At 47.4% G+C, this 13,453-nt stretch carries 10 protein-coding genes; 8 read left to right on the top strand and 2 right to left on the bottom strand.

From position 1 onward, the window contains the following. The first annotated feature begins 210 nt into the window (after window positions 1-210). The 6 genes from nirB to QT984_RS08995 all read left to right on the top strand — a co-directional run bounded on the left by nirB (window position 211) and on the right by QT984_RS08995 (window position 8,208). Window positions 211-2,775, top strand: a complete 2,565-nt coding sequence (gene nirB / locus QT984_RS09020) for a nitrite reductase large subunit NirB (RefSeq protein ID WP_333232106.1) — start codon at window positions 211-213, stop codon at window positions 2,773-2,775. Between the two features lie 261 nt (window positions 2,776-3,036). Continuing rightward, entirely contained in the window at window positions 3,037-3,396 is a 360-nt protein-coding gene (gene nirD / locus QT984_RS09015) for a nitrite reductase small subunit NirD (RefSeq protein WP_333057424.1), read from the top strand. Between the two features lie 217 nt (window positions 3,397-3,613). After that, window positions 3,614-5,707 (top strand): HEAT repeat domain-containing protein, encoded by a 2,094-nt coding sequence (locus QT984_RS09010; protein ID WP_333057425.1) that lies wholly within the window; start codon window positions 3,614-3,616, stop codon window positions 5,705-5,707. Between the two features lie 301 nt (window positions 5,708-6,008). Continuing rightward, the gene (locus tag QT984_RS09005; RefSeq protein ID WP_333057426.1) at window positions 6,009-6,539 is read left to right on the top strand and encodes a peptidoglycan-binding protein; all 531 of its coding nucleotides are present in this window, start codon (window positions 6,009-6,011) and stop codon (window positions 6,537-6,539) included. 359 nt (window positions 6,540-6,898) lie between these two features. Next, window positions 6,899-7,981, top strand: coding sequence for a patatin-like phospholipase family protein (locus QT984_RS09000; RefSeq protein ID WP_333057427.1), 1,083 nt, complete (start codon window positions 6,899-6,901; stop codon window positions 7,979-7,981). A 26-nt stretch (window positions 7,982-8,007) separates the two neighbouring features. Next, complete coding sequence (locus QT984_RS08995; protein ID WP_333373815.1) at window positions 8,008-8,208, top strand: hypothetical protein; 201 nt, start codon at window positions 8,008-8,010, stop codon at window positions 8,206-8,208. A gap of 34 nt (window positions 8,209-8,242) precedes the next feature. On the opposite strand, the gene QT984_RS08990 is transcribed toward QT984_RS08995, so the two are convergent. Next, the gene (locus tag QT984_RS08990) at window positions 8,243-9,943 is read right to left on the bottom strand and encodes a pentapeptide repeat-containing protein (protein WP_333057429.1); all 1,701 of its coding nucleotides are present in this window, start codon (window positions 9,941-9,943) and stop codon (window positions 8,243-8,245) included. 571 nt (window positions 9,944-10,514) lie between these two features. Then, a complete protein-coding gene (locus QT984_RS08985; protein WP_333057452.1) occupies window positions 10,515-10,931 on the bottom strand; it encodes a hypothetical protein in 417 nt (138 codons plus the stop codon). A 255-nt stretch (window positions 10,932-11,186) separates the two neighbouring features. Between QT984_RS08985 and QT984_RS08980 the strand changes: the two genes are divergently transcribed. Next, window positions 11,187-12,956, top strand: a complete 1,770-nt coding sequence (locus QT984_RS08980) for a S8 family peptidase (RefSeq protein ID WP_333339835.1) — start codon at window positions 11,187-11,189, stop codon at window positions 12,954-12,956. Further along, complete coding sequence (locus QT984_RS08975; RefSeq protein ID WP_333057430.1) at window positions 12,953-13,174, top strand: hypothetical protein; 222 nt, start codon at window positions 12,953-12,955, stop codon at window positions 13,172-13,174. Before QT984_RS08980 ends, QT984_RS08975 begins: the two co-directional genes overlap by 4 nt. Window positions 13,175-13,453 lie beyond the last annotated feature (279 nt).

Genomic DNA, 13,453 nt, shown 5'->3' with positions numbered 1-13,453 from the left:
CTAACGCACCCCACTTAACTGTGGAGTAAATCTAAAATCTAAAATCTAAAATCTAAAATCGGTCGATCGCACATATCATGCAAAAATGCAATCGGAAGTATTCGACAATTGCATAAATCTCCATTTTTTGTATCTATAAGTACAAAAGTTTATAATAAATTCTTATATTAATTAACCCAACGACTGATAAACGGGATAAAATAGATTCTCATGACAGCCAAAAAAAACCTCATTGTAATCGGCAATGGCATGGTAGGTCACAAGTTCCTGGAGTTAATGGTGAGCTCGGATGCTGCCAAACACTGGAATTTAATTACTTTTTGTGAAGAACCGCGCGTTGCTTACGATCGCGTAAACCTCAGCGGATTTTTCTCTGGCAAAACAGCGGGAGATTTATCTTTAGTTGCACCGGGATTTTATCAACAAAACGGCATCCAGATTCACATTGGCGACAAAGCAGTCGCCATTAATCGGGAACAAAAAACAGTCTCTTCAGCCAACGGTTTAGAAGTTCCCTACGACAAAATTGTTCTCGCGACCGGTTCCTATCCATTTGTGCCATCAATTCAAGGCAAAGACGCTACAGGAACTTTTGTTTACCGGACAATTGACGACCTGGAAGCGATGTCCGATTACGCTAAAAATTGCAAAACAGGTGTAGTAATTGGCGGCGGTTTGTTAGGTCTAGAATGTGCTAATGCTCTGCAAAATATGGGCTTGAAAACTCACGTTGTTGAGTTTGCCTCGCGGCTGATGCCCGTGCAAGTTGACGAAATTGGCGGGGCAATTCTCCGCAGCAAAATAGAAGATTTGGGGGTTTCGGTTCATATCAGCAAATCTACCACAGAAATTGTCAGTGAAGATGGCAAAGTTACTAAAATGCTGTTTGCTGACGGTTCGGAATTAGCAACAGATATGATTGTGTTTTCTGCTGGCATTCGGCCCCGCGACGAAATTGCCAGAAGTTGCGGTATAGAAGTAGGTGAACGCGGCGGCATTTTGATTAATGATAGCTGCCAAACCTCCGATCCTGACATTTATGCGATCGGAGAATGCGCCCTGTATCAAAATCGCATCTACGGCTTAGTTGCGCCTGGGTATACAATGGCAAGCGTAGCAGCAGATATTTTGAGCCGTGTAGCGGATGACGGACAAGATGCCCGTCCCACAAGCACTTTTACAGGTGCGGATATGTCCACTAAACTCAAATTATTGGGAGTGGATGTCGCTAGTTTTGGAGAGCCTTTTCCCAAGTCGGGCGATGCTAAAGAAATTGTTGTCACTGACACATTCCAAGGCATTTACAAAAAATTAGTTTTAAATCAAGACGGCAGCCGAATTTTAGGCGGAATTCTCGTGGGAGATGCTTCGGCTTACGGCACTTTGCTGCAATTCATGCAAAATGAAATTGCTCTGCCGCCGCATCCCGAAGATTTATTAATGCCACCGCGAGAAGGGGGAGCACCGGCGGGTTTTGGAGTTGACAGTTTGCCGGATTCTGCTCAAATTTGTTCTTGCAATAATGTTACCAAAGGGCAGATTTGTGCAGCGATTCGCGAGCATAATTTAACCGATGTTGCCAGCGTCAAGAAATGCACTCAAGCGGGGACGGGCTGCGGCGGCTGCGTGCCTTTGGTGACGGATATCTTCAAGGCGGAGATGAAGAAAGCTGGGTTTGCAGTCAAAAATAATCTCTGCGAACATTTTGAATATTCTCGTCAAGAATTGTACCATTTAGTGCGTTCTCAAGAGATTAAAACCTTTGAGGAGTTGATTGAAAGACACGGCAAAGGTAAGGGCTGCGAAATTTGCAAGCCTGCTGTTAGTTCGATGCTGGCTTCTACTTGGAATGACCATATTTTAGAGAAGTCTCACGTCGGTTTGCAAGATACGAACGATTACTTTTTGGCAAACATTCAGCGCGACGGTACTTATTCGGTGGTGCCACGAATACCGGGGGGAGAAATTACGCCGGATAAGTTGATTGTTTTGGGTGAAGTTGCCAGGGATTTTGGGCTTTATACTAAGATTACTGGCGGGCAACGGATTGATTTGTTTGGAGCTCGTGTGGATCAATTGCCGCATATTTGGCGGCGGTTGATTGATGCGGGATTTGAGTCGGGACACGCTTACGGTAAGGCTCTGCGTACTGTAAAATCTTGTGTTGGTAGCACTTGGTGCCGCTTTGGGGTGCAGGATTCAACGAGTTTGGCGATCGAAGTTGAATTGCGGTATCGTGGTTTGCGATCGCCCCACAAGCTCAAATCTGCTGTCTCTGGTTGCACTCGCGAATGCGCGGAAGCTCAAAGCAAGGACTTTGGGATAATTGCGACAGAGAATGGTTGGAATTTGTATGTGTGTGGCAACGGCGGTATTAAGCCACAGCACGCGGTTTTGCTGGCGACGGATATCGATAAGGAAACGCTGATTAAGTATATCGATCGATTCTTGGTTTTCTACATCCGCACCGCCGACAGATTGGAACGCACTGCTACTTGGTTGAACAAACTTGAGGGCGGAATTGAATATTTGAAACAGGTAATAATTGAGGATTCTCTGGGCATTTGTGCTGAATTAGAAGCGCAGATGGAACATTTAGTGAATACTTATCAATGTGAGTGGAAAACGACGATTGAAGACCCACAAAAGGTGCAGCGATTCCAGCATTTTGTGAATTCCGATTTGCCCGATCCGAGTATTGTTCGTGTTGCGGAACGGGGACAAACGCGGCCGGCTAACGAACATGAAAAGGCTCTGGCTGGAGTTTCGGAATAACCCATATAATCGGGTTTCCAAGCAGAGCCTAGGAAACCCGGAGATCCCCCCTAGCCCCCCTTAATAAGGGGGGAACAAGAACACTAGATTGAAGTAAATTAATCTCGTTCCCAGGCAGAGCCTGGGAATGAAGTCCCGGAGGCTCTGCCTCCTCTAACCGTAAGCCAGAGCCTCCTTCCGCGAGGCGAGGCAGAGCCTCGAAACCTACGTTCCCAGCCGGAGACTGGGAACGAGATTGAAGTAAAATAACAGGAAAAGAAAATGGTTCAATCATTACAAGTTTCGGATACTGTGACTACTTGGGTAGATGTGTGTTCTCTGGATGCGATCGCCCCTTATACTGGAGTTTGCGCTTTAGTTAAAGGCGAACAGGTGGCGATTTTCCGAGTGGGAAACGGGGATGAAGTTTATGCGCTTAGCAATTATGACCCGTTTAGCAAAGCTTTTGTGTTGTCGCGGGGAATTGTGGGCGATCGCAACGGCACTCTCAAAGTTGCTTCTCCCATTTACAAACAAAACTTTAGTCTGACTACCGGGCAATGTCTGGATGATGAAACGGTAAAGATTCCTACTTTTGCGGTTCGGGTTGTAGCCGATCGCGTCCAAGTAGCTGTTAGTTAGATTCAGCGGCTTAATTGTTCGATCGCCATCCGCCACCACCTAACATTTCTGTGGGTGCTGGCGGATTTTGCATTAGGGCCCTCCCGACTCAGTATTTTTCGTATAAAATAGAGTCGATTGGCTCCATACTCCACGCTCGCTCAAAAAAATCTCAATTAATATCCGAGCTGATGCGAGGATGGTCAATGCAAACAAACTTAAGGGGCAGGGTATCGGTATGTTGTTAAAAAAACTTGTTTCCGAAAATAATCCCCAGATTGTAGCAGAGTTAATCCATGCCCAACTCCAAATCGGTCAACTGACTTGGGGCGAACTCAACATACAAGTTTTCGGCCAGCACTGGCGGGACGAATCTTTGCACGAAGTCCTCAGAGAAATTGCAGCTAAGCTCGACAAAGAAACAGCGAGCCAAATTATAGAATATCTCACAGATCAGAACGGTCAACAAGAAAAATTTATTAATTTGTTTTTAGCAGCGCAATGCTTGTTAAAAGTTGAAAATGATATTAATAAAAAAACCGAAAAAAAACTGTTAAACGCTTTAAAAAAGTTATCGCAATACGGCACGGGTTTCCTGATTCTTTATCAAAGCGCTCAAGAATTGCAGGAAACTTATCAAATTCGCAATCGATCGATCGCCGCGATCGCCCAAACTTGGAAAAACGACCCGCAAACCCTGCCCTGGCTGAAAATACTCGCTCACTCCACCGACTGTGGCGAAGTCCGATCCACAGCAGTCGAAGCAATAGCCCGTGGTTGGCCAGATCAGCCAGAAATTTACCTGATGCTCAAAAACCTCGCCAAATCAGATCCAAGCTGGGCAGTGCGATCGACCTGTGCGCGAGAAATGGCTTGTGGTTGGCCCGACACGAGCGATACCTTGCCGCTGCTGAGTGCCCTGGCTATGTCAGATCAAAGTCCCGCAGTCCGCACCGCAGCACTCGAACAGTTGGCCTCTAATTGGCCCGATCGCACAGATACCTTGCTGCTGCTGAGAACCGCCGCCGAATCCGACGAAAATTTGGGAGTGCGAGTCTGTGCGTGGCAAGAAATAGCCAGAGGTTGGCACAGCCTTTTAGGCACGGCCTCCCTGCTCAAAAACCTTGCCCAGACAGGAAGTTCTATCCTGCGAACCGTAGCGGTGCGGGAGTTGGCAGCGGGCTGGCCCGCCGCAGCCGACGTTTGCCTGCTGCTGAAAACCCTAGCCGAATCTGACAGCAGTAAAGAAGTGCGGACAGCAGCCTTAGAAGAATTGGCCTCGCACTGGCCCGACGAACCAGACATTTACCCGCTGCTGAAGACTAAAGCCGAGTCCGACGCGAGTTCCAGCGTCCGGCGCTCAGCAGTGCAAGCAATAGCCTCTGGCTGGCCAGGGAACCCCGAAACTCTGACTTTTTTGAAAAATATAGCATTGGGCGATCGCGACGCCGACCTGCGAGAAATAGCCCTACAACAGATAGCCGCAGGTTGGCCCGATCACCCAGAAACCCTGCCCCTGCTGCAAAAAATAGCTGATTCCGAGGATTACTGGACTGTGCGGCAAGTAGTAGTGGAGGCTGTCGCCGCACTGGCATCAGGCAGTCTCGAAATCTTTGGCTGGTTGCAAAATCTCGCCGCGTCTGACAGACACCTGAACGTCCGAGAAACTGCGGTGGCAGAGATCGCAAAACGCTGGTCTCATCGGGGCGAGACGCTGCCTTTCCTCAAAAGCCGGGTCGAGTATGAGCATGATTCTCACCTGCTGAGCGTGCTGGTGCGATCGATCGTGCGGGGGTGGCCCGACGCCCCGGAAACCTTGTCTTGGCTGAAAATTCAGCTCGATTCTGGGGAAGCGCTAGTGCGGGAAGCGGCGGTGCTTGAACTCGCTTACAACTGGCCAGACAATCCTGAAACTTGGATGCTGCTGGAGGCTAAAGCAGAGGGCGATGAGAGTCCCGCTGTCAGGCAAATCGCTTTGCAAAAGTTAGCGCGCGGGTGGACAAATCAGTCTCAAACTTTCGAGTGGCTGAAAATTAGAGCTCAAAAAGATCAAGATTCGCAGGTGCGGGCGATCGCCCTGGTAGAGTTAATGCGGGGATGGAAAGATGAGCCGGGAATGTTTGAGTTTTTGCGCGATCGAACTTTGAGCGATCCTGACAATCAAAACGGTTCTTTTCCTTACAATCCCAGATTTACAGCACTCGAAGCTATTATCGAACATTATCCCGAAAATCCGGGAGTTGTGCCCTTGTTGCGATCGCTTGCAGTTTCCGACGCAGAAGAGCAAGTGCGGGCCTTAGCGGGTCGCCGGCTACGCAGCCAAGACTGGTAAGTAGAAACAATCCTTTAGACACCTCGGAAAATTCATCATGCCTGCTCTTCTTTCTGGAGTTTGAGGAGGCTCCAACTTTAGGCGTTTAGTGCATAACTTGTCTTCGTTGCACTCTTAACATTGTTTCAGTATATCATTCCGCCGCAGCCGGAAGAGATATTAACAGTTAACACTGGGACTAACTCAAACGAGTGACACTCAAATGAGTGACACTCGAAAAAGTGACTGTGCATCCACAAATCCCACCAGTTATACCTGAAATATCAAACACCAAAACTTAACTGTTGAGAGGAAGCACATTATGTACACCGAAGAAAGAAGCTTGAACAATGAAACTATGGCTCTCGTCGCCGATAATACTGCTCAATCAACTCTGGCATTTGCTGAAACCACGGGAGTAAACAAACCCACTTTACAAATGGGTTCAACAGGTCAAGCTGTCAAGGAACTACAACAGCTTCTATATCATTGGGGTTATTATTTTGGCCCGATTGACGGTATCTTCGGTGTCCAAGTTCAAAACGCCGTCAAAGGCTATCAACACCGCGTCTTTTTAAAAGAAGATGGGATTGTCGGCCCTATCACTTGGGAAGCACTATACTCTGGTGCACCTGTGAATATGCCGGTCGTCATGAAGGGCAGTTCTGGTAATGCTGTTAAAATAGTTCAGAATGTCTTGAAAATCAATGGATACTATTTCGGATTTATTGACGGATTCTTCGGGCCGATGACCGATGTAGCCGTGCGACAATTGCAACTGAGCAAGGCTTTACCGCAAGATGGAATTGTCGGCTATAGAACTTGGCACGCCCTCAGCAAGTTACCGCACTAATAACGGGTTGGATTCATATCAATTCCGGTTGCACTCCTCCGGAATTGTTGACTGTTGACTGTTTAGTCGGAAGCCAAAAACTCAATGTTTGAGTGTTAACTATTGACTCGATTTTCTTATTTCGAGGCAACCGCAAACTATAAGATGACGTTGGTTATTGGTATTTTGATCCTGTATGAGGAATGAGAATTAAATAACTTCCACTCTTGAAAGTGGGATGGGCGGGACGCCCATTCTTTTTGGACGGGCGGGACGCCCATCCCACAATAACAATTAAAATTGTAAGTTATTTAATTCGCGATCCTGAGTTTGTTTCATTTATCTTGACAACTTAAGCAATATCTAAAGGAGTAAATGTGATGGCTACTAAATTCAAGAGAAGAATTCTCTCAATTGATGGTGGCGGTATCCGAGGTATTATTCCTGCGATCGTTCTCAACTACATTGAAGAGCGCACAGGAAAACGCATAGCAACAATGTTTGATTTTATTGCAGGCACTTCAACAGGAGGAATTTTAGCACTGGGTTTAACTAGAAAGAACTCAGACTCTAGCATCAATCGTGAGCCAGAGTATACCGCTGCCGAACTTGTAAATTTCTATCGCAAGTATGGACAAAAGGTTTTTAATCAGAATATTCCAATGTCTTTTGACGAGTTGCTACAACCCAAGCACAACCCAAAAGGTAAGCAACAAGTTTTAAAGGATCTTCTAGGTGAAGCTAAGGTTGAAGATGCCTTACGAGAAATTTTCATCCCCAGCTATGATATCGAACTGAGAGCACCAGTTTTTTTTACAAGCAATCCGGACGCAGAGGAATGCGACAGTATTCATAGCCGCAAACTATGTAGTGGATTCAAAATGTGGGAGGCAGCCATGGCAACTTCTGCTGCACCGACATTCTTTCCACCCTACGAACTCGAAACGGCACATACTACCGATGAGGGACATTACGCTTTGGTAGACGGTGGAGTTTTTGCAAATAATCCTGCTTCAATTGCAATGATGGAGGCAATGATTTCTTACAAGAAAAAGACTGATGAAGAACTACACCGTAAGGATACCCTTGTTGTTTCTTTGGGTACTGGCTCAGTCACCAGGAGGTATAAGTATAGAGACGCCAAAAATTGGGGACAAATCAAATGGGCGCTTCCCTTACTTAACGTTGTTTTAGATGGTCAAAGCGAATCTGTTGCGTTTCAGCTTCAGCAGCTAATGGTGAGTAAAGGAGACAAAGATAATAACCGAAACTACTATCGTTTTCAACTTCAATTGAGTAGCGATAATGGTCAAGACCAAATGGACAACGCAAGTCCCAGTAATATCGATCACCTTGAGGAGCGAGGTGAAAAACTGATTGAACACAGTAAGAAAGATTTGAATGAGTTGTGTAATCTTTTGAAGGAGGAAACTGAACTATATTCTAATCAACCGGACAGTTAAATCGAGATCCGGTTGGAGGATTTTTAATGGGGGTAAGATTTTGTGTGTATTCATGCCCACAAAAGGGCATCCCAAACCGCACGGCTTCCCCCATTACCGAAGAGCGATCGCACTCCGAAGCCGTTTTCTCCCACCTGAGCAAATGTTCCCGAAAAACTTGGTATTGCTTGGCAGTAATGCACGATCGCTGGCAGTTTCCGACACCGACGAGCAAGTGCGGGTATTAGTCGCTCTCCGGCTTTAAGTGTTCACAATTAACTGTTAATAATTGAGCAAAAGAGCGATCGCAAACCGCACCGCTTCCCCCATCATCGAACCGCGAACGCGATCGGACGCCGTTTTCTCCCACGCGAGCAACTGTTCGCGAAAAACTGGGTCTTGCTTGGCGCGCTGCACGATCGCCTGACTGATGACTTTCTTTTGAATCTGCTCTGTCGGGATACCTTGCTGCTTCAAATAATCCAACAGCCGCTGCACGCTTTCGGAGAATTTATCCGGCGTCTGAGACATCAAAATAAACGAAATTTGGCGCACCATTCGCTGGTAGATTTCCTGTCTTCTGAGCAAAGCCTCCTTGTGACTCGCCTCCGCATTGTTACTAGGAACAGCCAAGTCGAGCAAACTCAAAATTTCAGCACCCTTGGCTAAAACCTTTTCCAACATATCTGGATAAAGCTCCAAAATGCGATCGCCCAAAATCTTGCCGTTTACCAAACGGTTCGCGCTCAGCCGCAGTAAACTTTGTTCTCCCGCAGAATCAAAAAATTGAACGTTGAATTTGAGTTCGTGGCTTTCCAACTCCACCCGACGCAGCGTAAAAACCAAAGCCTCCCAATTAGGAGATTCATCAAAACACACCTTGACAATAGAACTGTCCTCTTGATGCTGCCGCCCCAATTCCCCCGACTCAAAATCGCGATCGACCGGAAAGCGATTGGCCGCAACTTTGGCAGTATAATCAAACTCAGTAAAAACATAGCTGCAGTCAACTCTCGACAGATCGACATCTTGAACTTGCCAATTTTGAATGCAGCAACCCGTAAGCTGCGCCCCCTCCAAATTCGTCCGAATCAAACGGCACTCAATCAAACAAGCTTCTCTTAAATCCGCCTCACTCAACATCGCATCCATCAAATAAGCGCCACTCAAATCAGCTTTCCGCAAATCAGCACTTCGCAAATTAGCTTCGCTCAAATCAGCTCGCAGTAAATACACTCCTTGCAGGTTAGCTCGCAGCAAAAGCGCCTTCTTAAAACTCGCTTTCAATAAATAAGAACCCGCCAGATTAGCTCGACTCAAATCAGCGTTATCCAGCACCGCCTCAGTCAAATCCGCCCCCGCCAGCACAGCTCGGTGCAAGTCAGCGCCCGTCAGATTTGCCGATCGCATTTGAGCGCCATTCAAGTCAGCTTCAATCAAATTTACACCGCTCAAAATTGCCGATCGCAAATTCGCTTCCACCAAATGCGCTTCCCGCAAATTAGCACCCGTTAAATTAGCACCAACAAGACTGGCGCGGTTGAGATTCGCCTCCATCAATTCCGCCTCCATCAACTTCGCGCCGTCGAGTTTAGCCCCAGCCAAATTAATTTGGTCAGATTTAACTCCTTGAAGATTAGCACCGCCCAAATCCGCTTCGGGGAACGCGGCCCAATTGAGTTCTGCGGCTTCCAAACAAGCAAGGCGCAAATCCGCTTTAGCAAGATTTGCCCCGCTCAAATTTGCCCCGCTCAGATTCGCCCCAGCCAGCCCCACACTGCGGAGATCCGCGCGCCGCAAACAAGCCCCTATCAACTTGGCATTGCTCAAAAAAGACCAGCTCAAATTAGCACCGGTCAAGTTAGCACCAGTGAGGTCTATTTCTCGCAGGTTAACACCGCTTAAACTAGCGCCGCTAAGGTCAATGTGACCAAAGTTGCGCTCTCCCTGTTGATAGCGCTGTAAAAATTCTTGTGTTTGCATTCCGCAGATTGGGGGGCTGGCAATTTAGCTGTTTTAGGACGCGCGGGTCAATCGATTTTAGATTTTAGATTTTAGATTTTAGATTAAAGCATTGACCCCACAGATAAATACGTTCGCCAATTTTCATCGGATACAGGTTTTTTATTTCTGGACGGATGAATCACGTGGCGGGTATCCTGGATGCGAGGGGGTCAATAACTTGAACTGTAAGGTACGCACGGAACACGAGCGGGCTAAGCACGGGAACACTACTCCTACTACTTACTGTAATAACTCATGTCCTCCGGGCGATCAGTGCGTACTTTACCCCTATAGATGGCAGTTCAAAGGATTTGGTGCGTAACTTCTATTTCTACTACCAGTTTTACAGACTTTTGTAACTTCAAGTAGCCGAGTTCATATCTAATACGCTGGGAGCATCTTATATTTGGAAAAATACTTCTTCTGGCTCCTTCCTTCTTCCTGTTTTCTTCTGCCTCCTGCCTCCAAACTCCTGCCTCCAAACTCCAATTTTGGGCTTGGTTGCTTTCATTGAGATGCTCCCCATACACTGCCCCGCCGGAGAGTGTTTTTACCTAAAGCGCTGCAATTCTTGCTGTAAGTGTTTTCCCCATTTAGTCGCTAGAGGAATTTCTGTAAAAGGAACCTGCACCGCAGCAGCATCTTTCAACAAAAATTCGAGGGCGATTGGACTTCCCGAATTCGGCGGCGACTCTAAATCAACTGCCTGAGAGTTGACTAACAACCGCAGCGACTGCACGTCTTTTAAAGAAAAAGTTTGCAAATTTACAGGCCCGCTGCGAGTAGGTTTTCCCCAAGTTAAACAGTCTTCTTGCTGACCGAGTACAGCATAAATATCGTACTTGGCTTTAGCGAATTGTTCTGCCCAGACGCGATACGCTTCCAGCTTTTGATACTCGTTCCACCCTGCCCAAGCCAGCCCGATAAAGATTGCCAGCAGGGGCAGCCACATTAAACCTCTTTCCATGCAATACCCTTGTTGAAAATACTCGCTTGTTCTGTTTCTCATCTTCTCTAATGATACAATTAATTGAACTCCTAAAACTTGCTCTGCAATTTAAACTAGAAATTAGAGCAATTTTTGATCGAGCAACAGCCACAGCCGAAAAATACCAAACGCCCGCGTGCGAGATATCCACAAGCCACAGCAAGGAAAACTGGCGCGGGCAGTGAAAATTGGGTTATTGTGGTGAACACGCCTTCCCTAAACGGACGATCGGCAATGAAAAAGTTTTTCCTTCTGTGCTTATTTTTAATCGGGCTCGGCTGGGCGATTTCTAATTTCCCAGGACTTGCTACTCAAGGCACTTACGACTCGATTGTGCTGGATTTCCGCGAAGATTTGGGTGCTGCTGAGATTGCGAAAGAAGTAAATGCGATCGCCCAACAGTACCAAGTCGCACCGCAACTCAACAGCGAATTCTCAGCGGCAGACAATGTATATGTAGTTAAGGGCGATCGCACTTTGCTAAACGCCCTGAGAAAATCAAATTTGGCTAAAGATACCGAATACATTGAACCGAACTACGTCTACAGCGCTTTCGAGATTCCCAACGACCCCATGTATACCAAGCAGTGGAATCTCCGCAGTATCAATGTAGAATCTGCCTGGAACGAAACCAAAGGCAGCGGCACAACAGTAGCGATAATTGACACGGGTATTACTCCAGTCGCTGACTTAAAAGAAACCAAATTTGTACCGGGCTACGACTTTGTAAACGATCGCGCCGAAGCCTACGATGACAACGGCCACGGTACTCACGTCGCAGGTACTGTCGCCCAATCAACTAACAACAATTACGGCGTTGCGGGCATCGCCTACGAAGCAGCTTTAATGCCGCTAAAAGTGTTAAGCGGCAGCGGTGGCGGCACGGTTTCCGACATCGCCGAAGCAATTAAATTTGCTGCTGACAACGGCGCCGATGTTATCAACATGAGTCTCGGTGGCGGCGGTGAAAGTCAGTTAATGTCCGAGGCGATCGACTACGCCCACTCTAAAGGCGTTGTCATCATCGCAGCCGCCGGCAACTCCGGCGACAGTTCCGCTTCCTATCCCGCCCGCTATCCCCACGTCATCGGCGTTTCCGCCCTCGGCCCCGACGACGAAAAAGCCTCTTACTCCAATTTCGGCGCAGGGGTTGACATTGCAGCCCCCGGCGGTTCTGAAATGGGCAAAATCCTACAAAGTACGATCGACCCGGAAACCGGCGCCGAAGTCTTTGAAGGCTACCAAGGCACTAGCATGGCTTCTCCCCACGTTGCAGCCGTTGCAGCCCTTGTCAAGGCTTCCGGTATCACAGAACCAAACGAAATTCGCAGCGTACTCTTGCAGTCGTCGCGAAGTGTCACTGAAGATCCGTTAAACCATTTTGGTTCAGGACATCTAGACGCAGCCGCCGCAGTTCAGCTAGCCCAGCGCGGACAAATCAACTTCCGCGATTTTTTCCGCTGGCTGCGCGATAACGGCTATCTCAACCCCCGCTTTTGGATTGACGGCGGCGCAGTCGCCCTGTTGCCTAAAATTGCAATGGTGCTCGGTTCTTACCTGCTGGCTTTCTTGATGCGGAATTATTTCCCCTTCGCCTGGACTTGGGGCTTTTCCGGTGGCTTGATTGCTGGTAGTTCTGGGTTCTTTTTCCTGCGGAACTTGTTTGTATTTGACTTGCCGCAGTGGCCGATGCGGGTGATGGGCAGTTCTATTCCCGAACTCGGCGGTGCAATTACTGGCAGCAGTATGCTGAATCCCTTTTTTGCTAGCGTTTTGATTCCTGGGATTTTGATTGCTTTGCTGTTGGGACATCAACAGTGGAAGTGGATCGCGATCGCCATTTCGATCGGCTTTGCTAGCAGTTTAGCGGTGAATGCTTTTGTGTCTCCCGCAGTCTGGGGATTGGGCACAGGTTTATTATCACAAACATTCTTGATTGTCAATGCTTTTCTGTGTTTCGGACTGGCGCGTTTAGCAATTAAAACAGAGGTGCGATCGGCATGAGTATTACTGTCAAAGGCAAAATTGAACGCAAAGGATTAGGCCCGGGCACTTGGGCTTTGGTTGGCGAAGATGGGGAAACTTACGAACTTAAGAATGCTCCTTCTGAGTTGAAAAAAGCTGATTTGAAAGTCAGTGTCAAAGGTGAAGTCCGCAAGGATGTGATGACTTTTGCTATGATCGGCCCGGTGCTTGAGGTGCAGTCTTTTGATGTGTTGTAGGTCGATCGACTAATCCAGCTTTCGAGCAAAAAAAACCCCGGCCAAAATTGGCTGGGGTTTATTAATCAGGGTGCATCTTTATTTACTTTCCAGTGGCTAGGACGATGTTCGGGATCAATTTGATTTTTAACCGCCGATGTACGCAGATTAACGCGGATAATTATTGATTTATTGAAATTTTGTGGTTTTGACTGCAATACGAAAAAAAAACCCGGCCAAAATTGGTCGGGAGTTAATTAATCAGGGTGCATCTACTAATTTAGTCTCCGGTTCGAGGTG

The sequence above is a fragment of the Microcoleus sp. Z1_B2 genome, assembly GCF_036700325.1.
In the GTDB taxonomy this organism is placed as follows: Bacteria; Cyanobacteriota; Cyanobacteriia; order Cyanobacteriales; family Microcoleaceae; genus Microcoleus.
The sequence above is the reverse complement of the archived record's forward strand: the minus strand, read 5'-3'. Positions and strand labels throughout refer to the sequence as shown.

Excerpts from the sequence above, each read along its gene's own strand:
- QT984_RS09010 (WP_333057425.1), top strand. The coding sequence starts at position 3,614 with ATGTTGTTAAAAAAACTTGTTTCCGAAAATAATCCCCAGATTGTAGCA.
- QT984_RS08990 (WP_333057429.1), bottom strand. The coding sequence starts at position 9,943 with ATGCAAACACAAGAATTTTTACAGCGCTATCAACAGGGAGAGCGCAAC.
- QT984_RS08980 (WP_333339835.1), top strand. The coding sequence starts at position 11,187 with ATGAAAAAGTTTTTCCTTCTGTGCTTATTTTTAATCGGGCTCGGCTGG.
- nirB (WP_333232106.1), top strand. The coding sequence starts at position 211 with ATGACAGCCAAAAAAAACCTCATTGTAATCGGCAATGGCATGGTAGGT.
- QT984_RS08985 (WP_333057452.1), bottom strand. The coding sequence starts at position 10,931 with ATGGAAAGAGGTTTAATGTGGCTGCCCCTGCTGGCAATCTTTATCGGG.
- nirD (WP_333057424.1), top strand. The coding sequence starts at position 3,037 with ATGGTTCAATCATTACAAGTTTCGGATACTGTGACTACTTGGGTAGAT.
- QT984_RS08975 (WP_333057430.1), top strand. The coding sequence starts at position 12,953 with ATGAGTATTACTGTCAAAGGCAAAATTGAACGCAAAGGATTAGGCCCG.
- QT984_RS09000 (WP_333057427.1), top strand. The coding sequence starts at position 6,899 with ATGGCTACTAAATTCAAGAGAAGAATTCTCTCAATTGATGGTGGCGGT.
- QT984_RS09005 (WP_333057426.1), top strand. The coding sequence starts at position 6,009 with ATGTACACCGAAGAAAGAAGCTTGAACAATGAAACTATGGCTCTCGTC.
- QT984_RS08995 (WP_333373815.1), top strand. The coding sequence starts at position 8,008 with ATGGGGGTAAGATTTTGTGTGTATTCATGCCCACAAAAGGGCATCCCA.